At 53.3% G+C, this 26,734-nt stretch carries 24 protein-coding genes; 5 read left to right on the forward strand and 19 right to left on the reverse strand.

All coding sequences use genetic code 11. The features are described from left to right. Positions 1-139: 139 nt before the first annotated feature. The 11 genes from phnK to LA337_00620 form a co-directional block, all read right to left on the reverse strand. A complete protein-coding gene (gene phnK, locus LA337_00570; protein UBI16245.1) occupies positions 140-898 on the reverse strand; it encodes a phosphonate C-P lyase system protein PhnK in 759 nt (252 codons plus the stop codon). Then, the gene (phnJ, locus tag LA337_00575; protein UBI16246.1) at positions 895-1,743 is read right to left on the reverse strand and encodes an alpha-D-ribose 1-methylphosphonate 5-phosphate C-P-lyase PhnJ; all 849 of its coding nucleotides are present in this window, start codon (positions 1,741-1,743) and stop codon (positions 895-897) included. The genes phnK and phnJ overlap by 4 nt, the downstream gene beginning before the upstream one ends. Next, positions 1,733-2,800: a carbon-phosphorus lyase complex subunit PhnI gene (locus LA337_00580; protein UBI16247.1), complete on the reverse strand. Its 1,068-nt coding sequence runs from the start codon at positions 2,798-2,800 to the stop codon at positions 1,733-1,735. The genes phnJ and LA337_00580 overlap by 11 nt, the downstream gene beginning before the upstream one ends. Next, the gene (gene phnH, locus LA337_00585) at positions 2,800-3,384 is read right to left on the reverse strand and encodes a phosphonate C-P lyase system protein PhnH (protein ID UBI16248.1); all 585 of its coding nucleotides are present in this window, start codon (positions 3,382-3,384) and stop codon (positions 2,800-2,802) included. Before phnH ends, LA337_00580 begins: the two co-directional genes overlap by 1 nt. Next, positions 3,381-3,833 carry a phosphonate C-P lyase system protein PhnG gene (gene phnG / locus LA337_00590; protein ID UBI16249.1) on the reverse strand — a complete coding sequence of 151 codons (453 nt, stop codon included), beginning with the start codon at positions 3,831-3,833 and terminating at the stop codon, positions 3,381-3,383. Before phnG ends, phnH begins: the two co-directional genes overlap by 4 nt. Next, entirely contained in the window at positions 3,834-4,559 is a 726-nt protein-coding gene (gene phnF / locus LA337_00595; GenBank protein ID UBI16250.1) for a phosphonate metabolism transcriptional regulator PhnF, read from the reverse strand. A gap of 20 nt (positions 4,560-4,579) precedes the next feature. Next, the gene (gene phnE / locus LA337_00600) at positions 4,580-5,359 is read right to left on the reverse strand and encodes a phosphonate ABC transporter, permease protein PhnE (GenBank protein UBI16251.1); all 780 of its coding nucleotides are present in this window, start codon (positions 5,357-5,359) and stop codon (positions 4,580-4,582) included. A 125-nt stretch (positions 5,360-5,484) separates the two neighbouring features. Then, positions 5,485-6,501, reverse strand: a complete 1,017-nt coding sequence (phnD, locus tag LA337_00605) for a phosphonate ABC transporter substrate-binding protein (protein UBI16252.1) — start codon at positions 6,499-6,501, stop codon at positions 5,485-5,487. A gap of 24 nt (positions 6,502-6,525) precedes the next feature. Next, entirely contained in the window at positions 6,526-7,314 is a 789-nt protein-coding gene (gene phnC / locus LA337_00610; GenBank protein UBI16253.1) for a phosphonate ABC transporter ATP-binding protein, read from the reverse strand. Positions 7,315-7,446: 132 nt separating this feature from the next. Then, positions 7,447-7,893 (reverse strand): VOC family metalloprotein YjdN, encoded by a 447-nt coding sequence (gene yjdN, locus LA337_00615; GenBank protein ID UBI16254.1) that lies wholly within the window; start codon positions 7,891-7,893, stop codon positions 7,447-7,449. A gap of 138 nt (positions 7,894-8,031) precedes the next feature. Continuing rightward, positions 8,032-8,367, reverse strand: coding sequence for a phnA family protein (locus LA337_00620; protein UBI16255.1), 336 nt, complete (start codon positions 8,365-8,367; stop codon positions 8,032-8,034). Positions 8,368-8,907: 540 nt separating this feature from the next. Between LA337_00620 and crfC the strand changes: the two genes are divergently transcribed. Both crfC and LA337_00630 read left to right on the forward strand, forming a co-directional pair. Beyond that, positions 8,908-11,265: a clamp-binding protein CrfC gene (crfC, locus tag LA337_00625; protein ID UBI16256.1), complete on the forward strand. Its 2,358-nt coding sequence runs from the start codon at positions 8,908-8,910 to the stop codon at positions 11,263-11,265. Next, entirely contained in the window at positions 11,262-12,155 is an 894-nt protein-coding gene (locus LA337_00630; protein ID UBI16257.1) for a YjcZ-like family protein, read from the forward strand. The genes crfC and LA337_00630 overlap by 4 nt, the downstream gene beginning before the upstream one ends. Before the next feature lie 30 nt (positions 12,156-12,185). On the opposite strand, the gene kdgT is transcribed toward LA337_00630, so the two are convergent. Next, complete coding sequence (gene kdgT / locus LA337_00635; protein ID UBI16258.1) at positions 12,186-13,184, reverse strand: 2-keto-3-deoxygluconate transporter; 999 nt, start codon at positions 13,182-13,184, stop codon at positions 12,186-12,188. A 699-nt stretch (positions 13,185-13,883) separates the two neighbouring features. Between kdgT and proP the strand changes: the two genes are divergently transcribed. Both proP and pmrR read left to right on the forward strand, forming a co-directional pair. Continuing rightward, positions 13,884-15,386, forward strand: coding sequence for a glycine betaine/L-proline transporter ProP (gene proP, locus LA337_00640; protein UBI16259.1), 1,503 nt, complete (start codon positions 13,884-13,886; stop codon positions 15,384-15,386). Between the two features lie 81 nt (positions 15,387-15,467). After that, entirely contained in the window at positions 15,468-15,557 is a 90-nt protein-coding gene (gene pmrR / locus LA337_00645; protein ID UBI16260.1) for an LpxT activity modulator PmrR, read from the forward strand. On the opposite strand, the gene pmrB is transcribed toward pmrR, so the two are convergent. From pmrB to melR, 7 genes are all read right to left on the reverse strand, one after another. Continuing rightward, positions 15,551-16,624: a two-component system sensor histidine kinase PmrB gene (pmrB, locus tag LA337_00650; protein ID UBI18367.1), complete on the reverse strand. Its 1,074-nt coding sequence runs from the start codon at positions 16,622-16,624 to the stop codon at positions 15,551-15,553. The two genes, pmrR and pmrB, sit on opposite strands and share 7 nt — an antisense overlap. A 9-nt stretch (positions 16,625-16,633) precedes the next feature. Beyond that, positions 16,634-17,302: a two-component system response regulator PmrA gene (gene pmrA, locus LA337_00655; protein UBI16261.1), complete on the reverse strand. Its 669-nt coding sequence runs from the start codon at positions 17,300-17,302 to the stop codon at positions 16,634-16,636. 4 nt (positions 17,303-17,306) lie between these two features. Further along, complete coding sequence (gene eptA, locus LA337_00660) at positions 17,307-18,944, reverse strand: phosphoethanolamine transferase EptA (GenBank protein ID UBI16262.1); 1,638 nt, start codon at positions 18,942-18,944, stop codon at positions 17,307-17,309. A 144-nt stretch (positions 18,945-19,088) separates the two neighbouring features. Beyond that, entirely contained in the window at positions 19,089-20,426 is a 1,338-nt protein-coding gene (gene adiC / locus LA337_00665) for an arginine/agmatine antiporter (protein UBI16263.1), read from the reverse strand. 127 nt (positions 20,427-20,553) lie between these two features. Continuing rightward, positions 20,554-21,315 carry an AraC family transcriptional regulator gene (locus tag LA337_00670; protein UBI18368.1) on the reverse strand — a complete coding sequence of 254 codons (762 nt, stop codon included), beginning with the start codon at positions 21,313-21,315 and terminating at the stop codon, positions 20,554-20,556. A 315-nt stretch (positions 21,316-21,630) separates the two neighbouring features. Beyond that, on the reverse strand, positions 21,631-23,898 hold the full coding sequence (adiA, locus tag LA337_00675; GenBank protein UBI18369.1) for an arginine decarboxylase: 2,268 nt from the start codon (positions 23,896-23,898) through the stop codon (positions 21,631-21,633). Positions 23,899-24,135: 237 nt separating this feature from the next. Then, positions 24,136-25,068, reverse strand: a complete 933-nt coding sequence (gene melR, locus LA337_00680) for a transcriptional regulator MelR (protein ID UBI16264.1) — start codon at positions 25,066-25,068, stop codon at positions 24,136-24,138. 269 nt (positions 25,069-25,337) lie between these two features. On the opposite strand from melR, the gene melA reads away from it, so the two are divergent. Beyond that, entirely contained in the window at positions 25,338-26,693 is a 1,356-nt protein-coding gene (gene melA / locus LA337_00685) for an alpha-galactosidase (GenBank protein ID UBI16265.1), read from the forward strand. Positions 26,694-26,734: the final 41 nt, after the last annotated feature.

Raw genomic sequence — 26,734 nt, forward strand, 5'->3', positions numbered from 1 at the left:
GCCTCTTTAAGCGTTTTTTCGTTTGATTGCCTGATGGCGCTTCGCTTATCAGGCCTACAACCAATGCCGCCATCCGGCACAAGCGATGCCGCTCCGTAGGCCGGATAAGGCGCAGCCGCCATCCGGCACAACAAAAAAATCAGTTCTGCAAAACCGACGACACCAGCAACTGGGTATACGGATGATGCGGGTCGTCGAGCACGCGGTCGGTTAACCCACTTTCCACCACCTGACCCTGCTTCATCACCAGCAAACGGTCGGCCAGCAGGCGCGCCACGCCCAGATCGTGGGTGACAATCACTACCGCCAGATCCAGTTCCACCACCAGGCCGCGCAGCAGGTCCAGCAGTTTGGCCTGTACGGAAACGTCCAGCCCGCCGGTGGGTTCGTCCATAAACACCAGTTTGGGGTGGGTGACGAGGTTACGGGCGATCTGCAGGCGCTGCTGCATGCCGCCGGAAAAGGTGGTGGGCAGATCGTCGATACGCGAGGCAGGGATCTCTACCTCCTCCAGCCAACGCTGCGCGGTGGCGCGGATGTCGCCGTAGTGGCGCGCGCCGGTGGCCATCAGACGTTCGCCGATATTGCCGCCTGCGGAGACCTGACGGCGCAGGCCATCCAGCGGATGCTGGTGCACCACGCCCCACTCGGTGCGCAGCAGACGGCGGCGGTCGGCCTCGTTCATGCCGTACAGTGAACGGTTCTGATACAAAATCTCACCGTTCTGCGGCGTCAGCCGTGATGAGATTGATTTCAGCAACGTGGTTTTGCCGGAACCGGACTCGCCGACGATACCCAGCACTTCGCCAGGCCACAGGTCAAAAGAGACATCGCTGAAGCCCTTGCCCGGCGCGTAGAGATGGGTCAGGTTGTTGACTGAAAGCAGCGGTTGCGTCATTGGCTGAGGGCCTCGCTCTGTTGGCGGCAGTAGTCGGTGTCGGAGCAGACAAACATGCGTTTGCCGGTGTCATCGAGCACCACTTCATCGAGATAGCTGTGGGTTGAGCCACAAATGGCGCAAGGCTCATCCCAGCTCTGCACGGTAAACGGGTGATCGTCGAAATCGAGACTTTCTACGCGGGTGTAAGGTGGAACGGCATAGATGCGCTTTTCGCGGCCTGCGCCAAACAGTTGCAGGGCCGGCATCATGTCCATCTTCGGGTTGTCGAATTTTGGGATGGGCGACGGGTCCATGACGTAGCGGTCATTTACTTTCACCGGATAGGCGTAAGTGGTGGCGATATGGCCGAAGCGGGCGATATCTTCATACAGTTTCACCTGCATGATGCCGTACTCTTCCAGCGCGTGCATGGTGCGGGTTTCCGTTTCGCGCGGTTCGATAAAGCGCAGCGGCTCAGGGATCGGTACCTGGAAGATAATGATTTGATCTTCCACCAGCGGCGTTTCCGGGATGCGGTGGCGGGTCTGGATCAAGGTCGCGTCTTCCGTACGCTCGGTGGTATTCACCCCGGTTACGCGTTTGAAGAAATTGCGAATCGACACGGCGTTGGTGGTGTCATCCGCGCCCTGGTCAATCACCTTCAATACGTCCGGCTCGCCAATCACGCTGGCGGTGAGCTGGATGCCGCCGGTTCCCCAACCGTAAGGCATCGGCATTTCACGTCCGCCAAACGGCACCTGGTAACCGGGGATGGCCACCGCTTTCAGAATGGCGCGGCGGATCATGCGCTTGGTCTGCTCATCAAGATACGCAAAGTTGTAGCCGGAGAGGTTAGTGGTCACGAGGGGCCTCCTGTTGCAGGCGTTTGAGCAGTTCCAGCTCAGCCTGGAAATCGACGTAATGGGGAAGTTTGAGGTGCGAAACAAAACCCGCCGCCTCGACGTTATCCGCATGCGCCAGCACGAACTCTTCGTCCTGCGCCGGTCCCGTGACCGTTTCATCGTATTCGGCTGCCTGTAGAGCGCGGTCCACCAACGCCATCGCCATTGCTTTACGTTCGCTCATGCCAAACACCAGCCCGTAGCCGCGGGTAAAATGGGGAGATTCGTTTTCTGGTGCGACAAACCCGTTGACCATTTCACATTCGGTCATCAGCAGTTCGCCGACGTTCACCGCAAATCCCAGCTCTTCCGGGACGGTTTCCAGTGCCACATAGCCGCTACGGATTTCGGCGGCAAACGGGTGATTGCGCCCGTAGCCGCGCTGGGTGGAGTAGGCCAACGCCAGAAGATAGCCTTCGTCGCCGCGCATCAGCTGTTGCAGGCGTGAAGCACGTGAACAGGGGTAAACTGGTGGTGTGCGGGTGACGTCGTCGGGCGTGGCGCCATCATCCTCTTCACGCTTTGCCAGTCCCTGGTTGGCCAGCAGGGAAAAGACGTGCGGGGAGGCATCCTGTGCGCCGTCTGCACTGCGCAGAGGCGGCGTTTCGCCATTAGCCAGCAGAGTAAAATCCAGCAGGCGATGGGTGTAGTCATAGGTCGGTCCCAACAGCTGTCCGCCGGGAATATCCTTATAGACCGCCGAGATTCGGCGCTCAAGGCGCATTTCTGCACTGTTAAGCGGCTCGCTGACCGCCACCTTTGCCAGCGTAGTGCGGTAGGCGCGGAGCAAAAAGATGGCTTCGACGTTATCGCCGCTGGCCTGCTTCAGCGCCAGCGCCGCCAGTTCGCGATCGGCGATGCCGCCTTCGGTCATCACCCGGTCGACGGCCAGATTCATCTGCTGTTCGATTTGCGCTACGCTCAGTTCAGCAATGGTCTCATCGCCCCGGCGTCGGTTTTCCTGCAGGGCGTGGGCGTTGGCTATCGCCTTTTCGCCCCCTTTGACGGCGACGTACATCAGCACACCTCCACATGGGTGGTTCGCGGAATAGCCAGCAGGCGTTCGCCGCAGGTGAGGATCAAATCAACCCCCAGCGGGAACGGATGCGGGCGTTCGGTGAGTTCGTGAATCAGGCATTCCGGCAACTGTGGCGCGATCATGCGTTCTTCGGCGATGCCCGCGCCGGTCAGACGCAGCATACGTCCGCCGCTTAAGCCTGCGACCTGCACAATGAGCGTGGCGCTGGTCTCTGGTGCGACGGCGGAACCGGCGGAGAGGACGTTAAGCTGTTCACTGCTGATGTGTTCATCGGCGACGGCAAAGGCCGCCAGCTGCGGCTGATCCACCAGCGGCGCGTTGGTATGAAAACGTAGGTTCTGCCGGGCGATATCGTTATCCATCGACGGCGCCAGCCAGACCGGCGTGTCGCCGTCGACCAGGGCCAGCAGCACGCTGGTGGTTGCCAGGCCCAGCGGCTGCCAGCCGTGTTTCAGTTGATGCAGGGCGACGATTACGCCCGGTTCGCTCATGGCCTTCAGCAGGCGACGAAAGCTCTGCTGAGCATCCTGAACGGGTAAATTAAAAGCGGTTTGTAAGGTCATGCGTTATCTCCGCGTACCAGCGTGAAGAAGTCGACCCGACTGGCGTTGACTTCGGCACGGCGTGCGCGAATCAGCGCATCGCGTTCCGCTTCCAGCGGGGCAATTAAGGTTTCCATTAAGTTCTGGAAATGCGTTTGTTCCTGCAGCAGCGCGTCAATCACCGCGCACTGCTCGGCATGTTGTTTGTTGCGCCCCAGCAGGTAGCTGTAACCCAGCGTGCCGCTTTTCAGGCGGACAACTGCGCGGGTAAGCGTGGTGTCACCGGCAAAGAAGCGGTTGCCGGTACCCCCCATACGGGCCTGGATCTGCATCAGTCCGCTTTCCGGTGCGCGAATAAGTTCATAGTCCGGCGTCAGTTTGAGCGCGTTGATGCGGGCGTTCAGGGCATCGGCATTGCTGTAAGCCAGCGCGCGCATCCAGCGCTGGCGGGTGGCGGTATCGAAATGCATTCAGTGCTCCATAGTGAATTCGATCATGTCGGCGCGGGTCAGGCTGACGGAGTATTCCGCCGCGTGTTCTTCGCCTTCACGGTGGTTCAGGGTGCGCACGCACAGCAGCGGCGCCATATTGGGGATTTCCAGCACCTTGCTCTCTTTGGCCTGCGCGCGGCGGGCGCTGATGCGCGTTTGCGTACGCAGCAGCGTCAGGCCGGACTGTTCGCGCAGGTAGTCGTGCAGCGAACCGTTGTTAAAGCCCTGCAGCAGCGGCCACAGCGTGAGGTCGGAAAAATAGTGGTCGATCTGGCACAGCGCGATACCGTTAACCCGACGCAGGGTGCGCAGGTGAATCACGTTATCGCCCTCGTTAATGCTGAGCGCATCGGCAATGTGGCTGGAGGCCGGGCGCAGCACCGCCAGCAGTTTTTCGCTGGTGGGGTGGCTGCCCTGGTCCAGCAGGTTCTGACTAAAGCGCGCCTGGGCATTCAGCGGGTAATCGAACGGGCGCATCAGCACCAGCACGCCGACGCCCTGGCGACGTTGCACCCAACCGCGCTCAACCAACTGGTCAATGGCGCGGCGCAGGGTGTGGCGGTTTACCTCGTAGCGCGCGGCAAGCTGATGTTCGGCGGGCAGATAGTCACCGCAGCGATAATGTTGACGAAGCTCCTGCTCAAGTCTCGCGGCAATTTCCTGATAACGCGTTGGATAACTGGTCGGATGTGTAGACAAGTGCATAGCAATCAATGCCTCGCTAATCAGATAAAGTGCTTACGCAAACGCTGGGAAAGGAAATCCAACAGGCTGACGGTGACGATGATTAACACCATCAGGGCGCAGGTTTGCTGGAACTGAAAACCGCGAATCGCTTCCCATAAGGTCACGCCAATACCGCCTGCGCCCACCATCCCGACTACCGTGGCCGAGCGAACGTTGGATTCAAAGCGATACAGCGAATAGGAAATAAGCAGCGGCATGACCTGTGGCAGAACGCCATACAGAATTTCTTCAATTTTATTGGCCCCGGTGGCGCGAATGCCTTCTACCGGACCTGGCTCAATGGCTTCTACCGCTTCGGAAAGCAGCTTGGAAAGCACCCCGGTGGTGTGGATAAACAGCGCCATCACCCCGGCGAACGGACCTAAACCGACGGCGACCACGAACAGCATGGCGAAGACCATTTCATTGATGGCGCGACAGGCATCCATCAGGCGACGCATCGGCTGGTAAATCCACCACGGCACGAGGTTATCGGCGCACATCAGGCCGAAGGGAATCGACAGCACCACGGCGAGGGCAGTACCCCAGACGGCAATTTGCAGGGTAACGGCCATTTCACCGAGATAGTCCTGCCACTGGCTGAAGTCTGGCGGGAAGAAGTCGGCGGCGAAGGTCGCCATATTGCCGGAATCCTGGATCAGCGTGAGCGGAGCCATTTCGGCACCTTTCCACGAGACCACCAGTACGGCGAGAAGAATGGCCCAGCTCAGCAACGAGAACCAGCTACGTTTGGGCGGGGCGACGGTGATGGTTTGCATGTTTAGCTCCGTTGGCACGTGTGTTTGCGTTGTAGGCCGGATAAGACGCTTTTGCGTCGCCATCCGGCATTCACGCCTTTGCCGGATGGCGCTTCGCTTATCCGGCCTACAATCCGGTCTACAAATCACTGCACCGCTTTGGTGACGCTGGTCATGGCGCCCAGTGCGGCGGTCAGACGGTCAAGGTCGTCGAGCTGCGCTTTCAGCGCCGAGGTTTTGCTGGTTTTCTCTTCCTCGTTCAGCCCTTTGTTATCCTTCACGCCCTGCATCTCTTTAAACAGCGCCAGTTGGCGAATCGGCACCAGTTGTAAGTCGCTGGAGGCGCGGAACGGTGCCCATCCCAGGCGTTCCAGTACGGTTTTCTGTTCCGGCGTTTTGCCGTAATTCATAAAGAAGTCGTACACCTTGTCCTTGGTGGTTTCGGAAAGGTTTTTACGCCAGACGATCGGATCGCCCGGGATCAGCGGTGACTTCCAGATAACCTTCAGCTCTTTCAGCTTGTCCGGCGCGGAAGTTTTCAGCTTGTCGAGGTTTTCGGTGTTGTTAGTGGCGACATCGACCTGTTTGTTGGCGACGGCCAGGGCGTTGGTTTCATGTCCGGCATTGACGGTACGTTTGAAGTCGCTGGCGGAGATGTTATTTTTGGCGAAGACGTAGTAACCGGGGACGAGGTAGCCTGAAGTGGAGTTAGGATCGCCGTTGCCGAAGGTCAGATCCTTACGTTTGGCGATCAGATCGTTCAGATTGTTGATCGGACTGTCTTTGTTAACGATCAACACGCTCCAGTAACCCGGGGATCCATCGGCGGCGACGGTCTGGGCAAACACTTGTCCGTTAGCGCGATCCACCGCTTCCATTGCCGAGAGGTTACCGTACCAGGCGATATCAACTTTGTTAAAGCGCATTCCCTGGATGATCCCGGCGTAGTCCGGGGCGAAGAAGGCGTTTACTTTCACGCCCAGCGATTTTTCCATGTCCTTCAGGAACGGTTCCCACTGTGGCTTCAGGTTTTGCTGTGATTCGGTCGAAATAATGCCAAAGTTCAGCGCTTTCTCTTGTTCTTCGGCATGCGCCGGGCTTAACAAGGTGCTGATGCTGAACATGCTGGTAAACGCCAGCGCGGCAACGGCCTTGTAATTCATGTTTATTCCTCAGTTCGGGCAAAGTTAAGCAGCCTGTGCGTTCTGTTCGACGCGGTTCATGCTGCGGTAGAGATGGTCAAAACGATCGTTATCAAAATGCTGGCTGCTGCCGTCAAAGAAGACGTTGCCCTGGCGCAGCGCGACGATGCGTTCGCAGTAGCGCAGGGCGTAATCCACCTGATGCAGCGTGACGACCACGGTGATGCCGTCGGTCTGGTTAATATCGCGCAGGGTATCCATCACGATGCGCGCGGATTCGGGGTCCAGCGAGGCTATCGGCTCGTCGGCCAGGATCACTTTGGCCTGCTGCATCAGCGCGCGGGCAATGGCGACGCGCTGCTGTTGCCCGCCCGAAAGCGTGGAAACGCGCTGGTATGCAAAGTGCGCCATGCCAACGCGGGTTAGCGCCTGTAATGCGCGCTGCTTCTGTTCCTGGCTAAACCAGCTAAAACAGGTGCGCCAGAACGGCGTGCTGCCGAGCGCGCCAATCAGGACGTTCTCCAGTACCGTCAGGCGGTTCACCAGATTGAACTGCTGGAAGATGTAGCCGGTGTGGGCGCGGCTTTTGCGGATATCCCGCGCCAGGCGGCCTTCACGTTGAACGGTGCGACCCAGCAACTCGACGTGGCTACCAGGCGATTTATCACCGGTGATCAAACCGCTTAAATGACGTAAAAGGGTGGATTTGCCAGAGCCAGACGGTCCAAGCAGAGCCACCATCTCACCGGAACAGATGTTCAGATCAACCGCATTGAGCGCCTGATGTTGATTGAAGGATTTGGAGAGTTTTTCGACGCGAATAATCGTTTGCATGATGCGGCCTCCCTAAAAAAGTGGCCCCATCGTGGCGGATCAATGTGACGTTTTCGTTAAGGGATGGTTACTCGGCGATGAAGAGTTAAGCGATTTTTGATGACAGTACGGGAGGGCGGGCCTCCCGTTGGATTACTCAGTAGGTTGCTGTTGTTTGACGACGTTGATCATCCACGGCACGCCATACTGGTCGCTCACTTTACCGAAACCGTGGGCCCAGAAGGTTTCCTGCCAGTCCATTTCGATTTTTCCGTTTGCTGCCAGGTTATCAAACCAGCGTTTGCCTTCGTCGACGTTTTGCGTGTCGAGCACCAGCGTAAAGCCAGAGTAGTGAGCATTTCCGTCGGGGGCGCTATCGCTCATCATGATGTCGCTGCCTGCCACGCGCAGATTGGCATGGGCAATGGCGGTATCGGGGAATTTCATTCCGGAAGGGCAACCTTCTTCGTTGTCCTGCGCGGATTTGGGCATTTCACCGAAGTTGATTTTGTAGAGCAGCTCTGCGCCTAACGTTTTTTGGTAGTAAGCGATAGCGTCAGCGCAGTTGCCTGCAAAGGAGATATAGGGACTTAACGGCATAATTTTTACCTCAGGTAAAAGAAGCCAGTTAAGTGTAGTTATTGTCTGCACAAATAAACCAGGCGGGAAGTATTAGCTTCCCGCCTGGCAGATGAGCTGGCGCAGCCTGATGAGCGTAGCGCCATCAGGCAATTTGCATCAGTTCTTTTTCACAAACTCAGATTTCAGCTTCATTGGGCCAAAGCCATCGATTTTGCAATCGATGTTATGGTCGCCTTCAACCAGACGAATGTTTTTTACTTTGGTACCGATCTTCAGCATGGAAGAGCTACCTTTTACCTTCAGGTCTTTCACTACGGTAACGCTGTCGCCGTCAGCCAGCAGGTTGCCGTTGGCATCTTTAACGATCAGTTCGTCGCTGTCCTGTGCCGGTTCAGCATCGTTCCATTCGTGAGCGCATTCCGGGCAGATGAACATGCCGTTATCTTCGTAAGTGTATTCGGAGTTGCATTGCGGGCAGTGTGGTAATGACATGTGGATTTCCTCAAAAGTCAGCAGGGGCAAATGCGCCCAAAAAATGGCAGATTGCCGAAAAAGGCCGCAATTATACATAAAATCCCTGCATTTGTCGGGACTACTGCGCGATTAGGCAAAATGATCTGCTGTAAAGACCCTCTGCTTTCACCCCAATGAAAGTATGGCGGAATATTTTTTAAGGGAAATTGCTACGCTTAGTTATTTAAGATAAGGTGAGGCGAAATATCTGATATTCATAGGTAACAATGCCTACGGATGCCTAAGTCATTGTGATTGAATATCACCAACCCCCTTAATTTTAGTAGGGGGATTAAACTGGCATTTTTTAAAACTGAACTACGCTGTTTATCTTTCTTACTTATTAGATAAGTGAGAGGCATCAGGCCAACGGTTATACGCCAAATTTATTTTAATAATATCAATTGGTTGTTTTGATTTTAATTATTTCTACACGTAATTATAAAAGCCAAAAAATCTATAAATAAAACGATTGGGCTAAATAAAAGCAATGCCATTTGCGTTAAGGAAAAATTTTCCATGCACACACAGACAATATATGAATTAAGTCAGGAAGCGGAACGCTTGCTGATGCTCTCACTTGAACATCTCAGGCAATTGCAAAAATTGCCCATGACGTCGTTGGATGATGTCGCGCTAAAACAAGGAGAGCATAGCCGACAGGTTGTTCAACCCATGCATTTCAGCACGCGTGGCATGGATGTCCAGCAAGCAACGCTCAATAATGAACTGCGTAAGATTACGCGCCTGGAAATGGTGCTGGCGATTGTCGGTACCATGAAGGCGGGAAAATCGACGACGATTAATGCGATTGTGGGGACAGAAGTTTTACCTAATCGTAATCGCCCCATGACGGCGTTACCGACGCTAATTCGCCATACGCCGGGGCAGAAAGAGCCGGTACTGCATTTTTCACATGTCGCACCGATTGATGCCTTAATGAAAGTTTTACAGCAGCGCGTGCGCGAGTGCGATCGCCAGCGTCTTACGCAGACCCTGGAAATTGATAAGGATATGAATGTCCTGCTGCAGCATATTGAAAACGGCGTGGCATTTGAACGGTATTATCTTGGCGCACAGCCTATTTTCCATTGCCTTAAAAGCCTGAATGACCTGGTGCGTTTGTCAAAAGCGCTGGAGGTCGATTTTCCTTTTGCCGCTTATGCCGCGATTGAGCATATTCCGGTTATCGAGGTTGAGTTTGTCCATTTGGCCGGACAGGCGAGCTATCCGGGGCAATTAACATTGCTGGATACGCCAGGGCCGAATGAGGCCGGGCAACCGCACCTACAAAAGATGCTGAATGAACAGCTGGCGCGGGCTTCTGCGGTGCTGGCGGTGCTGGATTACACCCAACTGAAGTCGATTTCCGATGAAGAAGTACGTCAGGCGATTATGGCGGTTGGTAAGTCAGTGCCGTTATACGCGCTGGTGAACAAGTTCGATCAAAAAGACCGTAATAGTGATGATGAAGAGCAGGTGCGGGCGTTAATTTCCGGCACGCTGATGCAAGGCGGCATTGCCCCGGAGCGAATCTATCCAGTTTCCTCGATGTGGGGGTATCTGGCGAACAGGGCGCGTCATGAGCTGACGACCCGTGGGCGGCTGCCGGATCATCAGGTGCAACGCTGGGTACAGGACTTTGCCGAAGCGGCGCTTGGCAGACGCTGGCGCACCACCGATCTTGAGGATAAGGAGCACATCCGCCATGCCGCCGATCTGTTGTGGGAGGATTCGCTGTTTGAGCAGCCGATTCAGAAAGTGATTCATGCCGCTTACGCCAATGCTTCACTGTATGCGCTACGCTCAGCGTCGCATAAGTTATTGAATTATGCACAAAGCGCGCACGAATATCTGGAGTTTCGCTCCCACGGATTAACGGTTGCCTATGAAAAATTGCGGCTGAACATCACGCATATTGAAGAGGATATGCAACAGTTAGAAGTGAGTCAGGGGCGGGTCAGCGATGAAGTCAGCCATGAGGTCGAGTTGGCGCTGGAGGCTGCTGCGGGCTATCTCAATGATCAACAGACTGAGATTTTGTGCGGCATCAACACGTTCTTTGTCAAAGAAAACGTCCTGATGATGTCACAACATGGCCTGGGGGCTGGCGTCTCCTCGGCAGAAATGGTCGGAGAAATGCTGGTGCTGCACGATGAAGGCCAGGCGAAAATCGTGCTGGATAAAATGCGTTCGTCCTGTGAAGTGGTCTTGCTGGCGGCGCAGGAAAGCATCAGCCGGGACTTAGCCCTGCGCTTTGAACAGCTTGAGTCGACACTGTCCCGGGCGCTTAATGATGCCATGCGCCCTATTGAACAGCGGGTGAAAGAGGAACTGAATCACGCGGGTTTTCGGGCGCGGATCCGTTTTCCGGCGTTTCATGCGGCGATGTTTAACTTCAACACCCGCCAGTTGTTTAACGAGGCCATTGAACAGGATATTCCGGCGGAGAATACACCGTCTCCTGGCGGCGTGGTGCGTGATACCTTCTCGCGTTGGCTGAATCAACCCAACTGGGGATGGAATGATTACGTTGAAACGAAAACGCGTTATCTCATTGATATGGGCGCACTGCATAATAACCTTGTGCATTACGTCACCCAGTTTTGCCAACAAATTCGTAAAGCTTTAGCCGCTCAGGTCGATATTTCCGTTACGGCAGGCATGGCCACGTTTTTTGCTGATTTTTCACAGTGTTTGACGCAATTACAGGCGAGCCTGCGTGAGAGTCTGACCGTGCGCCAGCAAAATGAATCTGCGGTGAATGCCTTGAATGAACAGTTGCAGCATCGCATTACGACTGCGGCATGGCTTTATGAAGATTCCCGCTTGCTGCGCGACGATATCAATACCCTTTTTGCAACCGAGCACACATGACTAACGTGTTACTGGAAGGCCCCGGGCGGACGCTGGAGTGTGTCTACCCGAAGTTTATGGTCGATCTGGTTCAGGGAGATGAAACCAAACGTTCCGGCGGTTTTCTGCAACAGCAGCAGCGCCTGCGTGCGCGCCTGACGCAGGAAGTATTATCCCAAACGCAACTGCGTGCGTGGGTGATGGCGGGAGTGTCCAGCGAGCATCTGGTGATGCGTCTCAAGCTGGTAGAGAAGCTGGCGGGCATGATCGACCCGGGTCATCTGGCGCTGGTGCGCATTGCCGAAGGGCTGAGGTTTTTACAACAAACCGAACAGCCTCGCGGGCTGCCCACGCCCGGCCTGATGCAGCAGGTGAGTGCGCTCACTGACTGGTTTACCCAGCGCGGTGCTTATAAAGAGAAAGCGCTGACGCAACGCGGTCTGACGGTGCAAGCTGGCGAACACAGCGAGCAAATCTTTACCCGTTGGCGGGCTGGCGCGTATGACGGCTGGTCGTTGCCTGGACGCTGTTTTGTTGCGCTGGAGGAGTTACGCTGGGGAGCCTTCGGTGACGCCTGCCGGTTAGCGAATGCCGATGTGGTGTCAATGCTAAAAGACAACCTGAGAACCATGGCTGCGCAGGCGCTGGCGGACAGCGTGAATGCGGCACCCGCCACGCGTCATTACTATCATCATTGGCTCAGCACGCCAGTTGTCGGCGGCTCGGGCGAGCACAACGATATGTTAAGCTGGCTGGGGGACTGGTGCGATGCGCAGCGTCATCCGGTGAGCTGGTCGGTGACGCAGCGTTGGCAAAATGTAGCGTTGGGAATGCCGCGATTGTGTTCGGCTAAACGGCTGGTTGATGCGATGGTTGAGGAGATTTTTGCACCGTCCCCGCTCATCAATTGAGCAGGAACGGTGAGTGGGATAAAGGCAGGTTTAGTGGTGCAGGGAGTCTGCCGGGGTTGCCGCAGCCTCATTGACGACCAGATTTTTATTAAAACGTTTGGCATACAGCGCGGTGATAATCGGCACCAGAATGGCGGTGACAATCACGCTGGCGGCAACCAGCGCCGTTGCGGATGCGGCAACCGGTTCGAACGCCGGGTTAATCTGGGCGATAATCACCGGGTTTGCTACCGCAGCGCCTGCTGCGGAAGAGGCGGCTACGCCCGCTGTACCGTTCCCACCGCCAATAACGCGGTCAGCAATAATCAGTGGGATACCGGTGATAACGATAACCGCGACACCCAGCAGGATACCCAGCAGGCCTGTATCAACGATTACGCTCAGGTTAATTGTGTTGCCCAACGCGAAGCCGAAGAACGGGATCAGCACCGGTGTGGCTTTGCTGAAGAAAGAACGCAGGTCGTGATCCAGGTTACCCAACGTAAAACCAATCAGGAAGGGTAATACCGCGCCGATAAAATGGTGTGGCTCGAAGGAGGCCAGACCTGCGGAGCCGAGGATCACCATGGTCATTAACGGACCGGACTCCAGAGACATCAACACAAATGCGCCGGACTCTTCTTTGGTTCCATACTGGTTCATCAGGCTGGCGTACAAACCGCCGTTGGTCATGTCCATCGCTGAAACAATTGCCAGTACGGAAAGACCGGCAAAGAACCCGGTTTGAATACCGGTATCAGGAATAAAGGAAGCAGCAATCATTGCCACTACCCACGCCACGGCTATTTTGGTTATTACCAACGTACCGGACTTGCGTAATACCGTGCCGGTTGCCCGTAAATCAATAGATGCACCGATACAAAAAAACCATACAGCCAGAATCGGTACCGTTCCGCTGATCATTCCTTTGGTAAACGAACCGAAATACGCACCGGTATCCGGAGCTAACGTATTTAACACTGCGCCTAATAACAGGGGAATCAACATCATTCCGCCGGGGATGCGTTCAATCGTGGCTTTAATTTTCATAAACGTCCTCATGTCTTGTCGCAGCTAATACTCGCGCAAGAAAGTAAAAATTAATAAATTCAAATGGTTACTAATGTCTTTTAACAAAGAAAATCGCTATCTCTTTGTTTTATAAAATCTAACGCGGCATACGTTGAGCGTGTTGCTGCTCCCAGGGATATTGCGTCTGGAATTAGTGTGCATTCATGGGAACGTTGATTCAATCAAAATAAAACGATGTTTTAGTTATCTTCATCACATATTCCGCGCAAAATTTCTTAAACGCTCTGATTATTAAAAAAGCTGTGATCTTTTTGTGAAGGGATTAGGTGATTTTTTTGCTAGCAGAATAATAGTGACTATTGTGATTGTTGGCGCAACAAAGCGATTTATTCTTGTATTTAATTGCCAGCAAATCGCAAGCATGACATGTAAAAAAGTTGACTCAGAATGACCTGATTTACGCAGGTTGACGAAATGGAAAACTATATGTGAAGTTGATCACAAATTTAAACACTGTTAGGGTAAAGAGGTCATTAACCGCCCAATCAGGCGTCAACAGGTTCGGTTGTACTGCGTGTTTCTCGTCAGTGTAAGTAAACCTGCTACGCTTGTTACAGGGAATGCGTCTGTGCGTTCCCCGCTCGGTGATGACCCTGACGCATGGGCGTTAGGGGACTCGAACTGTAGCGTGACAGGGCTAAGTCTATGAGGACGGGTATGTTAAAAAGGAAAAAAATAAAACCAATAACGCTGCGCGACGTTACCATCATTGATGACGGTAAATTGCGAAAAGCCATTACCGCGGCGTCGTTAGGTAATGCGATGGAGTGGTTTGATTTTGGTGTTTATGGGTTTGTTGCTTACGCATTAGGTAAAGTGTTCTTCCCGGGGGCTGACCCCAGCGTGCAGATGGTTGCCGCACTTGCTACTTTCTCTGTTCCCTTTCTGATTCGACCGCTTGGCGGATTGTTCTTCGGTATGCTTGGCGATAAATACGGTCGTCAGAAGATACTCGCTATCACCATTGTGATTATGTCGATAAGTACCTTCTGTATCGGTCTTATTCCCTCGTATGCCTCGATTGGTATCTGGGCGCCGATTCTGCTGTTGCTGTGTAAGATGGCGCAGGGGTTCTCGGTCGGCGGAGAGTATACCGGGGCGTCGATTTTTGTCGCAGAGTACTCGCCAGACCGTAAGCGCGGGTTTATGGGCAGCTGGCTGGACTTCGGCTCAATTGCCGGGTTTGTGCTGGGTGCGGGCGTGGTGGTCCTGATTTCAACTATCGTCGGCGAGGACAACTTCCTTGAGTGGGGCTGGCGTATTCCGTTCTTCCTGGCGCTACCGTTAGGGCTGATTGGTCTGTACCTGCGTCATGCGCTGGAAGAGACGCCGGCGTTCCAGCAGCACGTGGATAAACTGGAGCAGGGCGATCGTCAGGGGCTGCAGGAAGGTCCTAAGGTCTCGTTTAAAGAGATTGCGACCAAACACTGGCGTAGCCTGTTGGCATGTGTTGGTCTGGTGATTGCCACTAACGTTACCTACTACATGCTGCTCACCTATATGCCGAGTTATCTGTCGCATAACCTGCATTACTCTGAAGACCACGGCGTGTTGATTATTATCGCCATCATGATTGGTATGCTGTTTGTGCAGCCGATTATGGGTTTGCTCAGCGACCGCTTCGGGCGTCGTCCGTTTGTGATCATGGGCAGTATTGCGCTGTTTGTGTTGGCGATTCCGGCATTTATTCTGATTAACAGTAACGTCATCGGCCTGATTTTCGCCGGATTGTTGATGTTGGCGGTGATCCTCAACTGCTTTACCGGGGTGATGGCGTCAACGTTACCGGCGATGTTCCCGACGCATATTCGCTACAGTGCGCTGGCCGCCGCGTTTAATATCTCGGTATTGATCGCCGGTCTGACTCCGACATTGGCTGCATGGTTGGTGGAAAGCTCGCAGAATCTGATGATGCCTGCTTATTATCTGATGGTGATTGCGGTGATTGGTTTAATTACCGGCATGACCATGAAAGAGACCGCCAATCAACCGCTGAAAGGGGCCACGCCTGCCGCTTCGGATATTCAGGAAGCGAAAGAGATCCTTGGCGAGCACTACGATAATATCGAGCAGAAAATCGAAGATATCGATCAGGAAATTGCCGATCTGCAGCTCAAGCGTACGCGCCTGGTGCAGCAGCATCCACGTATCGATGAGTAACCTTTTTCTGTAGGTCATGCCTTAAGGTTGACTTAATCTGTGTCTGGCAAACTCTCCTCCATAGTATCGGAGGAGAGTGTTATGAAAACCCGCATTTATGAAAGTTTGACCACCGTGTGCAGCCTGCTGATCGTCAGCAGCTTTTTGTACGTATGGGTGAGTTCTTACTGACCTTTCGCTAATTCCACCCAGGCGCGAGTGCCGGTGGTTCCCTGACGATTTTGCAAATAGAAATGCCCGTGATGTAACTGGGTGATACGACTGACAATGCTCAGCCCCAGCCCAATCCCGCCAAAACGGCTGTCCATACGCACAAACGCTTTGCTCAACTCCCCGCATTTACTTTCATCAATGCCGGGTCCTTCATCTTCAACGGCCAGGACGGCATCATGCCCGGTATTCAGGCTAATCGTAATATTAGTGCCTTCCGGACTGTAACGATGCGCGTTTTCTACCAGGTTTCTCAGTAACATTCGCAATAGCGTAGCATCGCCACGTACGACAACGTCCGCCGCGCTTTGCGGCAGGAGCAACGTCTGCTGGCGCAGCTCCAGCATGGTGCTGAGTTCATCGTAGGAGGGCAGAATAACGTCCTCCAGCAGTTTGACGTGCTGGTAGCTCCCGGCCGAAAACGACTGTCCGACGCGGGCAAGTTGCAGCAGTTGCGACACGCTGTCCATCATTTGGTCAAGACGGGCAATTAACGGCGTAACGTCGACCTTATGGGCTTTTGACAGTAATTCCAGATGCAGGCGAACGCCCGACAGCGGTGTACGCAGTTCGTGGGCGACATCGGCGGTAAATAAGCGTTCGTTTTCGATAGTGGTGGTGAGCCGCGTTACCAGCTCGTTGAGCGCTGAGACGACCGCCTGGATCTCAACGGTTGAACTGTGAACTTCAATCGGCGCCAGGTTATCGGCGGCCCGCGTTTCTAACTCTTTTTGCAGATCCGCCAGTGGGCGAGTGATTCGCCGTACCGCCTGGTAACAAATCAGCAGCGTCAGGCTGACCATAAAGATGCCGGGGACGATCAGGCTGGCGATGGCTTCGCGGATTTCATGCAGGATGTGGCGATCGTTATTTCTATTTTCGCGTAACGCCTGCTCGAACAACTGTATTTGCTCGGTGCTTTCGTGCCACAACCAGAAGGTGCTTATCAACTGAAAGACCAGCAGAATAAGACCGATCGTCAGCATCAGGCGATGACGAAGCGGGAGCGGTTGTTTTAGAAATTGCAGCAGCTTCACTTAGCTTTCCTCAGTGGCAACCAGCATATAGCCAAATCCCCTGACCGTGCGGATCCGTGATTTGCCCACTTTGTCACGCAGGTTGTGAATGTGTACTTCCAGCGTATTGGTCGACGGTTCGTTATCCCAGCTGTAGATGTCGTTATACAGGATTTCCCGGTGTACCGGGCTGCCGGCTTTGAGCATCAGGCGTGACAGGAGCGCGTATTCTTTCGGCGTTAAGATGACCTCTTGTCCATCCATCCACACCTGGCGACGACCGATATTCAGCGTCAGATTGCCGACAATTAATTCACTTTCGCCCTGATTGTTATGACGACGCAGCAGCGCCCGGATGCGGGCGTGCAGTTCTTCCAGCGCGAAGGGTTTGACCAGATAGTCATCGGCACCCACGTCCAGCCCGCTGACCCTGTCTTTCACCGTGTCGCGCGCGGTGAGAATAAGCACCGGCACGGTGTATTTTTTCTGCCTGATGCGGTTCAGGAAATGCAGGCCGTCTTCATCCGGTAAACCCAGGTCCAGAACCACCAGGCTGTAATGTCCGGTCTCCAGACACTGCTCTGCTGCACGGGCCGTTGATACGCCGTCACAGGCATAACCTTCTGTTTGCGCGGCGAGTATCAGTCCCTGTAATAACAACGTATCGTCTTCAACAATCAGAATTTTCATTCGTTTAGCCTCCCCGGCAGGGTTGCAGAATATCATCTGCCGCCTGATATTTCTGTGTTTGCACGCCCGTTAATCCCAGCAGGGTGGAGAAGAGATTATCCTGCGAGAAATTCTCTGAGCTTGCCCGTTTTTGCAAACATGTCTGAGAGACCTGATAGCGTTGCTGATAATCTTCTGAGAGCCACAGCAGCATCGGCACATGTTTTTGCGTATCTGGCGCAATCGAATACGGCAGGCCGTGTAAATAGACGCCATTTTCCCCTAAGGATTCGCCGTGATCGGAAAGATAAACCAGGCTGGTGGTGAAATTATCCTGGTGCTCTTTCAGTATATTGATTGCTTTATCAACAATATAGTCAACGTAAAGAATGGTGTTGTCGTAAGTATTGACCAACTGTTGCTGTGAACAGGTCTGGATTTCGTTGGTGTCGCAGGTTGGCGTAAATTTCTTGAACTGCGCAGGATAGCGGTTGTAATAGGTCGGACCGTGGCTGCCGATGGTGTGCAGCACAATCACCCCGTCGCCTTGCAGGTTATTGATGTACTCTTCCAGCCCGTGGAACAGCACGTCATCGTAGCATTCACCGTCAATACACTGCCCTGGCAGGTTCAGCTTAGTCATATTCTGGTGCGGTACCCGATCACAAGCCCCTTTGCAGCCGCCGTCGTTATCGTTCCACAGCACGTTAATTCCCGCCCGTTGAATAATGTCGAGCACGCCTTCCTGATGCTGCGCCAGTTCCTCGTCGTAGTGCGCGCGCGGCATATCGGAGAACATGCAGGGCACCGACACCGCCGTCGCCGTTCCGCAGGAAGTGGTGTGGGGGAAATAGACCACATCATCTTTTTCCAGCCGCGGGTTGGTCTGGCGCGAATAGCCGGATAGCGAGAAGTTATCGCCGCGTGAGGTCTCGCCGAGAACCACAATCGTCAGGTTCTTACGTTTTTCTTTCACCATCAACGGATTGCGATGGGCATCTTCACCAATGCGCACCAGCGGCAGATGGGCCAGCCTCTGATGCGAATACCAGGAAGACGTCGCCACAATGCTGTTAGATGGGCTGAGGGATTTCACCAGTTCTTTATTGTTGCGAAACAGCGAGGCGTAATCTTTATAGAAGAACGCGGCGACCAGCACGATCAGCAGCGCGGAGACCAGAATGTTCGCGCCACGAAACAGTACGCTGCGCAGCGCCGGAGTAATAGGCTTGATTCTGACCCAGCAGGCAATGAGCGCGGCCAGAATGCCGCTCACCCCGAGTGTGATGAGCATTTGCGGCGTCAGCAAAGCGAAGGTTTCAGCGGGCGTGGTGTCCATCATGTTGGCGATCATCGAGCGGTCGATGATGATGCCGTAGGTCATGATGAAATATTGAGCCGATGCGCCAACCAGAATGAAAATGCACGCCACCAGGCGATTTAGCCACAGGAATGAGGCCAGCGTCAGCACAATATTCATGACGCTAAATGCGACGATCGGCATTGATAAAAACACCAGCACGTTGCGCACGGAGTCCAGTGGCAGGTCTTGCAGAACTTGTTTATAGAACGCAATGTTCAGGAAAGTCGCAAGATAAAATGAGATCAGCAGAAGCCAACTGATGAGCCCGAGAGTGGGCCTTTTAAACAGGAGCTTTAACATTAAGGGGGTTCCATCGACTAAGTGGCGCAAATCCTCTCAAAGTAAAATTAAGCCAACCTTAAGTTCTTAATGTTGATTTCAAGAATAACGGGGGGAAGGCGTCAGCCCGATGATCCTATGCCATCGGGCTGACGACTGTTTGCGTTAGTTATTGTTTACCGGGGCATCCAGTGGATACGGGTTTTTATGGATCCGATTGTAGTTCAGTGCGTACAGCGCGGTGATGATCATCAGCGTAACGAACGACCACATCACCTCTTTGGCGCCGGAACCGACTACCGCCCAGATGCAGTAGACAAAGGCGATAAAGGTCACCAGTAAGTACATCGGACGCGCTTTACCGAAGTGGCCATGGCCGAGCAGCAGCAGCGCGGCGCAGGTGTAAAGATACGGCACCAGGGTGAAGATAACGGAGACCGAAGAGACCAGACCAAACTCTTTCGCTGCGTTCGGCGACATACTGCTGAACTGGAAGATGGTCATCAGGATGCCGACGATAATTAATCCGGCAACTGGCGTACCAGCTTTGTTCACGCGGGCAAAAATGGGTGGGAACAGGCCGTCATCGGCTGCCGCTTTGGCGGTTTGCCCGGCAAGTAGCGTCCAGCCGCCCAGAGAACCAAGGCACCCGGCCGCGGCACAGAAGGAGACAATCGCCCCTGCGGTGTCACCCAGCGCCATACGTGCGGCATCACCGAACGGAGAAGCTGAAACACGCAGCGCCGCGTTAGGGATCATACCCATAATCGCCGTGGTGGAGAGCACATAGCACACGGCGGCAATCAGCACGCCGCCCATAGTGGCGATAGGCACGTTACGTTTGGGATTTTTAACCACGCCTGCCGCGACGGAGGCGCTTTCCACCCCGATAAATGACCACAAGGTGACGTTCAGAGTGCTTTGAATCGCGCCGAAGGTGTTCATGCCGCTGACGTTCCAGGCCGCCATATAGGTTTCACCGCGGAACCAGAACCAGCCGAAAACGGCAATACCGACAATTGGCACCAGCGCCAGTACCGTTGCGACGGCCTGCACACGGGTGATCATTTTCGGTCCGACAATGTTCAGCAATACGAAGATCCACAGCACCACGACGCAGGTCAGCGTCAGGACCAGCGGATCTTTTAAGATGGGGAAGAAGTAGCTCAGATAACCGACGCCAATGACCACCATGGCGATGTTACCAATCCAGCACGCCAGCCAGTACAGCACGTTGGTCTGATAGCCTAAAAAAGGACCGAAACAGCGGCGGGCATAAGCATAAGAACCACCGGGACTGGAGTCTAAGGACGACATTTTTGCGTACACCATCGACAGTGCTAAAGCACCGATAATAGTGACCAACCATCCGTAGATTGCAATCCCGCCAGTTGACGCAAGGTTTGCGGGTAGCAGGAATACACCGGAACCCATAATATTCCCCGACACCATAAGGGTGACGGGGATTAAGCCCACTTTGTGAGCATCAGCATCCGTCGACATATTTTTTAACTCCTGATAAGGATAAATGACGCTTAATCATACCTCTTCAGAAGACTATTTTATGGTGACGGACTGGGGGTATCGCTAATGCTGATATTATTATGGCTTATCGCTATCTGATTAAAAATCAGGCAGCGGATGGCTCCCTATGTTGACTGACATAATGCAGTGGCGTCATTCCATAGAACTCTTTGAATACAGAAATAAAGTATGAAGTACTGTTATATCCGCACAGTTGAGATACCTGGGAAATGTTTTTGCCGTCCATCAATAACTGATTGACGGCATAACGCATGCGACATGTGGTAATTATTTGGCTGTAACTTGTATTTTCACTTTTGAGCTTTTTCTTTAACAAACTGGGACTCAGGCATAAGCAACTGGCGACCATGCTTAAATTCCAGTCTTTATGTATATCGCTCTCAATAATGTGATAGACGCTGTCGCTGATACGACTACGTAGTATATGCATGAGCAGAGAAATAAACTTTTTGCTGCCGAGAAAACGTGATAACACCGTGAACAGTAGCGAGCGTGTGCGCTCACTTTCACCTTCGTCCACTGTGTCCATAACGCTATGTTGGGCGGCAACACGGAAGACATCCGGCGTCAGACACGCGGCGGTCATCACTGGGTTGGCACTCCGTTGCCAGAGTGGAATCTGTGAAAGGTCTTTATTTAAAAATCGCAGATAGTCTTTAATGATATCGCGACTGATATGTACGACCAGTGCGTTATTAAGTGATGAGAAATCGATAATATTATTATCGCATGCCACCAACGCCATATGATTAGTTTTTAAGCTGATGGCTTCTTTACCGTTAATCCTTAACCAAACATCCTTCTCCGCTAATACAACAACACAAGCTGCTCTGCTGCAAACCCTCATACCCAAACTCCAGGAATATGAACATAAAACACCGTAGCCCATCATCAGATGAACCATATCGGCTAAATTTAAATTGTATGATGAAACCAGGACTGCAATAAAATAACGTGTCTGAAATTAATTACAATGTTTGCGGGATTTTTCTTATGTACACAATTTTGTACGCAAGTGGAAACGTGCTATTTGCGTATAAAAAAAAGCGCGGGGTGGTCCCGCGCAAAAAGGTATGACAATGTTATTGTTTTGCAGCAATACTCAGGAATTACTCAAGAATCACATGTCTACCTTAAACATCGGACTATCTATAAAGCGACATTATGCTTTCACGCACATGACGTGATAAACACCGTCAATAATTTCCGTTCCTTCGGTTTCATGTTCAAATCCAGGGAAGTGGTGGTCCCAGGACTGCAACGAACGTAGATAACTAATCTGCGGGCTATTGGCGTCGCCAAAGTTTTCCCCGGACAGCAGCATTGGAATTCCCGGTGGGTAAGGAATCACGGAATTCGCCGCTATACGACCCGGCAGATTTTCAATGGCGACCATCTCAACGTTATCGCTGACTATCGCGTTATAGGCTTCACGCGGGGTGATGTCAGCAACAGGCAGGCCGGAGTAGGCCGCGTTGAGTCGGCTGCCAGGGTTGTTCTCTTTCAGCCAGGCAAACATGGTGTCGCCCAGATCGTGAATGCCCATACTGGCGTAAGTTTCAGGATGTTCCTCAACCAGTTCCGGCATCACCTGCGCCAGCGGTGTATTGGCATCGTAATGGTGTTTGAATGAGCACAGGGTGTTGATTAGCGTGCCCCATTTCCCACGAGTAATCCCCATTGAGAACAGGAACATAATCTGGAAATCAGTGGTTCGGGTCGGTACGATACCGTGGCGGCCAAGCCAGGCGGTGACCAACGCTGCCGGTACGCCGCTCTCTTCCAGTTCGCCATCGTCGCCCATCCCCGGCGCCAGAATGCTGACTTTGATCGGGTCCAGCATGCTCCAGTTATCCGGCAGGTCTTTAAACCCGTGCCAGGATTCACCCGGACGCATCACCCAGCAGTTCTGGTCAGTGGTCAGGAGTTGGGTTGGCGCATCGGCAAAGTCATAGGTTTTGCCGGTCTGCGGATCGGTTACCACTTCTTTGTTCCACGGTTTGAAGAACCAGTCGCCTTCGGCGGTGAATTCTTTATACAACCGTGCCATGGCCTGACGGAAATCGACCGCTTCGTCGATCACTTCCTGAGTCAGCGACAGACCGCTGTTGCCGTCCATCATGGAAACCGCCACGTCGTTTGATGCGCAAATGGCATACAGCGGAGAGGTGGTGGCGTGCATCATGTACGCCTGGTTGAAGCGTGAGAAGTTCACGGCCCCACGACCTTCACGGACGTGAATGTAAGATGCCTGAGAGAGCGCATTCAGCAGTTTGTGGGTCGAGTGGGTGGCAAAAACGGTAGGACCGTTATGATCGCCCGGCGCGCCACGCATGGCGTAGTGATCGGCATAAATTGGGTTGAAGCGGGCATAGCCGTACCAGGCCTCATCGAAGTGGATGCGATCGCTGGTTTGCGCGAGCAGGTCCTGAGCCTCTTTGGCGTTATAACAAACACCGTCATAGGTACAGTTGGTCACCACGCTGTAAGACGGTTTTTGCCCGACTTTGCCTTTGGTCAGCGGGCTTTCGCTGATTTTTTTCTGTAACGTTTCAGGCTGCATTTCCTGCGGGTAGATAGGCCCGATAATGCCGTACCGGTTGCGGCTTGGCACCATGTACACCGGTTTTGCTCCGGTAAGGATTAGCCCCTGCTCAATAGATTTGTGGCAGTTACGATCCAGCACCACGACGTCGTTGTCGGTCATGCAAGCCTGCATAATGGTGCGGTTAGAGCCGGAAGTCCCGACCACAACGGACCAGGAGCGGTCAGCGCCAAACACGCGGGCGGCATATTTTTCGCTCTCGCCAAACGCGCCGGTGTGATCCAGCAGCGAGCCAAGGGATGCGCGTTCGATACCCATGTCGCTACGGAATAAATTTTCGCCGTAATAATCATGGTAAAAACGACCGGCCGGCGTTTTGGTGAATCCGACGCCGCCCTGGTGGCCTGGCGCGGCCCAGGAGTATTCATGGATGTCGCCGTACTTCATCAGCGCGCTAAACAACGGCGGCAGAAGCTGCTGGCGGTAACGGGTCATCGCCGCAACGGCACGCCCGGCGATAAAGTCTGCGGTATCTTCCAGAATCCAGGCGAATTCATCGACAAGCTCCAGCAGGTCGCGATCCAGCGATGCGGTGGCTTTTTCGCGATCGCCCAGCAGGAAAACGGGAACGTTTTGCTGGCGCTCGTGGAGCTTGCCGATCAATTGCCTGACGTTCAGGTGCTCGTCTTGTTGTTCCATTTGATAGCTGAACATCAGGCAATCAATGGCTTCATTGGCGGCGAGGATTGCGTAACCATCGTCGAATGAGGTGGACTTAATGACGGTAACATTTTGGCGGCTTAATGCGTCAGCCAGACGTTCGACAGCGCTACCGATCCAGGTGTCCTGATGCAGAAACTCACTTTCAACAATTAATACTTTCATCATCTTTTACCCGGTTGTGGAAAGGTTGCAATTTATGGATTGCAGACACACCGTATGAATGTGACGCAGGCAAGTATTATCCTGACAAAATGAGCTGTAAAGCGGATGAAAAATAGGCTGATTTGTATTTAATTTGTTTTTAAACAATCGGTTATGTTCGCTTGTTGGCGGTTTTTCACCGCCGTTTATCGACAGGGGGAATATTTTTTTGGCTGATACTGATATTGGCGAATGATATCAGCCAGCCATTGTTTGCCGACGCTGCTGGCTCAGTTTGCGGTACTGCTGCGGCGACATGCCGACAAATTTGCTGAAGGTGTCATAAAAACGGCTACTGGATCGGAATCCGGCGGTTAACGCAACGTCGAGAATGGTTTTATCGGTATCGCTAAGCAATGCGCGGACGTGATTGATGCGCATCGCTGTGATGTACTGCTTCATGGTGAGTTGCATCACGCGCTGGAAAATCCCCATTGCGTAGTTGGCGTTGAGCTTCACGTGCTCCGCGACGTCGTTGATCGTGAGCGCCTGGTCGTAGTTATCGGCAATAAAACTCAGCATTTGGCTGACGTAAAACTGGGCGTGCCGGGACACGCTGTTTTTGTGTGTCCGCGAGGTTTTATTGACCAGGATAGGCTGCCAGCCGGAAAGGCTAAACCGCTTGAGCATCAGACCAATTTCATCAATGGCGAGCTGGCGAATTTGCTCGTTCGGGTTGCTCAGTTCCTGTTGCCAGCGCTGAACTTCAAAGGTGCTCAGCTGCTGCGACGCCAGCGATTTGATGACCATGCCATGAGTAACGTGGTTGATCAGTTCGCGATCCAGCGGCCAGGAGAGGAAAAGGTGCATCGGTAAATTGAAGATAGCCATGCTTTGGCAACTGCCTGGACGCGTGAGCTGATGCGGCGTACAGGCCCAGAATAGCGTGATGTGTCCCTGTTTTATCTGCACCACTTCGTTGTTGATAAGATACTCGACGTCGCCATCAAACGGCACATTGATCTCCACCTGCCCATGCCAGTGGCTGGCAGGCATTGCATGCGGTGAGCGCAGCTCAATGTCCATCCGTTGATATTCTGAGTACAGCGACAATGGGCTGCGAGTTTGTTCTTCATCGCTACTGCACATGTGCGGATCGGGGGGAAGAGGCGATGTCGGTAATGTACTCATGGTTGCTCCATTTCCTGAATTATCAGAATCATGTCATTTGCTGCGCATTAAGGCTGAGAATCAGGACACAAATCGGACCGATATCATTGAGCATAGCGAGATTTTGGGACCGCATACTCTGCTTTTTGGGCAATTTTGTCCCATAAACTCAGATCCACTAGCGGGCAAAGAGGCGATCTGAGTTTATGGGAATGCTCGCCAGGGAAGTCGGAAGTTTTCAGCTATGCGCTGTGCCACCATGACTGTGTTCACTAATGTTCTGGAGAGTCATGATGTCTGCACCCAAAATTACCTTTATCGGCGCCGGTTCCACGATTTTCGTCAAAAATATCCTTGGAGACGTTTTTCATCGCGATGCGCTTAAATCTGCGCATGTCGCCCTGATGGACGTTAATCCTACTCGGCTGGAAGAGTCACACATTGTTGTGCGTAAGTTGATGGACTCAGCGGGCGCGTCCGGACGTATCACCTGCTACACCGATCAAAAAGCGGCATTACAGGACGCCGATTTTGTGGTGGTGGCTTTCCAGATCGGCGGTTATGAACCATGTACCGTCACCGATTTTGCTGTGTGTAAACGTCATGGTCTGGAGCAGACGATTGCCGACACGTTGGGGCCTGGCGGTATTATGCGCGCACTGCGCACTATCCCGCATTTATGGCAGATTTGCGAGGACATGACCGAAGTTTGTCCGCAGGCTACCATGCTTAACTACGTTAACCCGATGGCGATGAACACCTGGGCAATGTATGCACGCTATCCGCATATTAAGCAGGTTGGACTGTGTCATTCGGTGCAGGGAACAGCGGAGGAGCTGGCCCGCGATTTGAACATCGACCCGGCCTCTTTGCGTTATCGCTGCGCCGGGATCAACCATATGGCGTTTTATCTGGAACTCGAGCGCAAAACGGCTGACGGTGCCTATGTGAATCTTTATCCGGAACTGCTGGCGGCTTATGAATCCGGTCAGGCGCCGAAACCGAATATTCACGGAAATACGCGTTGCCAGAACATTGTGCGCTATGAAATGTTCAAAAAACTCGGCTATTTCGTCACCGAGTCGTCGGAGCATTTCGCCGAATATACGCCATGGTTTATCAAACCCGGGCGTGAGGATCTGATTGAGCGCTATAAGGTTCCACTGGATGAGTACCCAAAACGCTGCGTGGAACAGTTGGCGAACTGGAACAAAGAGCTGGAGGAGTACAAAACGGCGGCGCGAATCGATATTAAACCGTCGCGCGAATATGCCAGCACTATCATGAACGCTATCTGGACCGGTGAACCGAGCGTGGTATACGGCAACGTTCGTAATGACCATTTGATCGATAACCTGCCGCAAGGCTGTTGTGTGGAGGTGGCTTGCCTGGTCGATGCGAATGGTATCCAGCCAACGAAGGTGGGTACTCTCCCGTCGCATTTGGCGGCTATGATGCAAACTAATATCAATGTTCAGACTCTGCTGACGGAAGCCATCCTGACAGAAAATCGCGATCGTGTTTATCACGCGGCGATGATGGATCCGCATACCGCTGCGGTATTGGGGATTGAGGAGATTTATGCGCTGGTTGATGACCTGATCGCGTCTCACGGCGACTGGCTGCCGGCCTGGTTACACCGTTAACACACAATCAAGCCGGGCAGAGCATCCGGCGTTTAACCTCT

It is taken from the genome of Citrobacter europaeus (genome assembly GCA_020099315.1).
In the GTDB taxonomy this organism is placed as follows: domain Bacteria; phylum Pseudomonadota; class Gammaproteobacteria; order Enterobacterales; family Enterobacteriaceae; genus Citrobacter; species Citrobacter europaeus.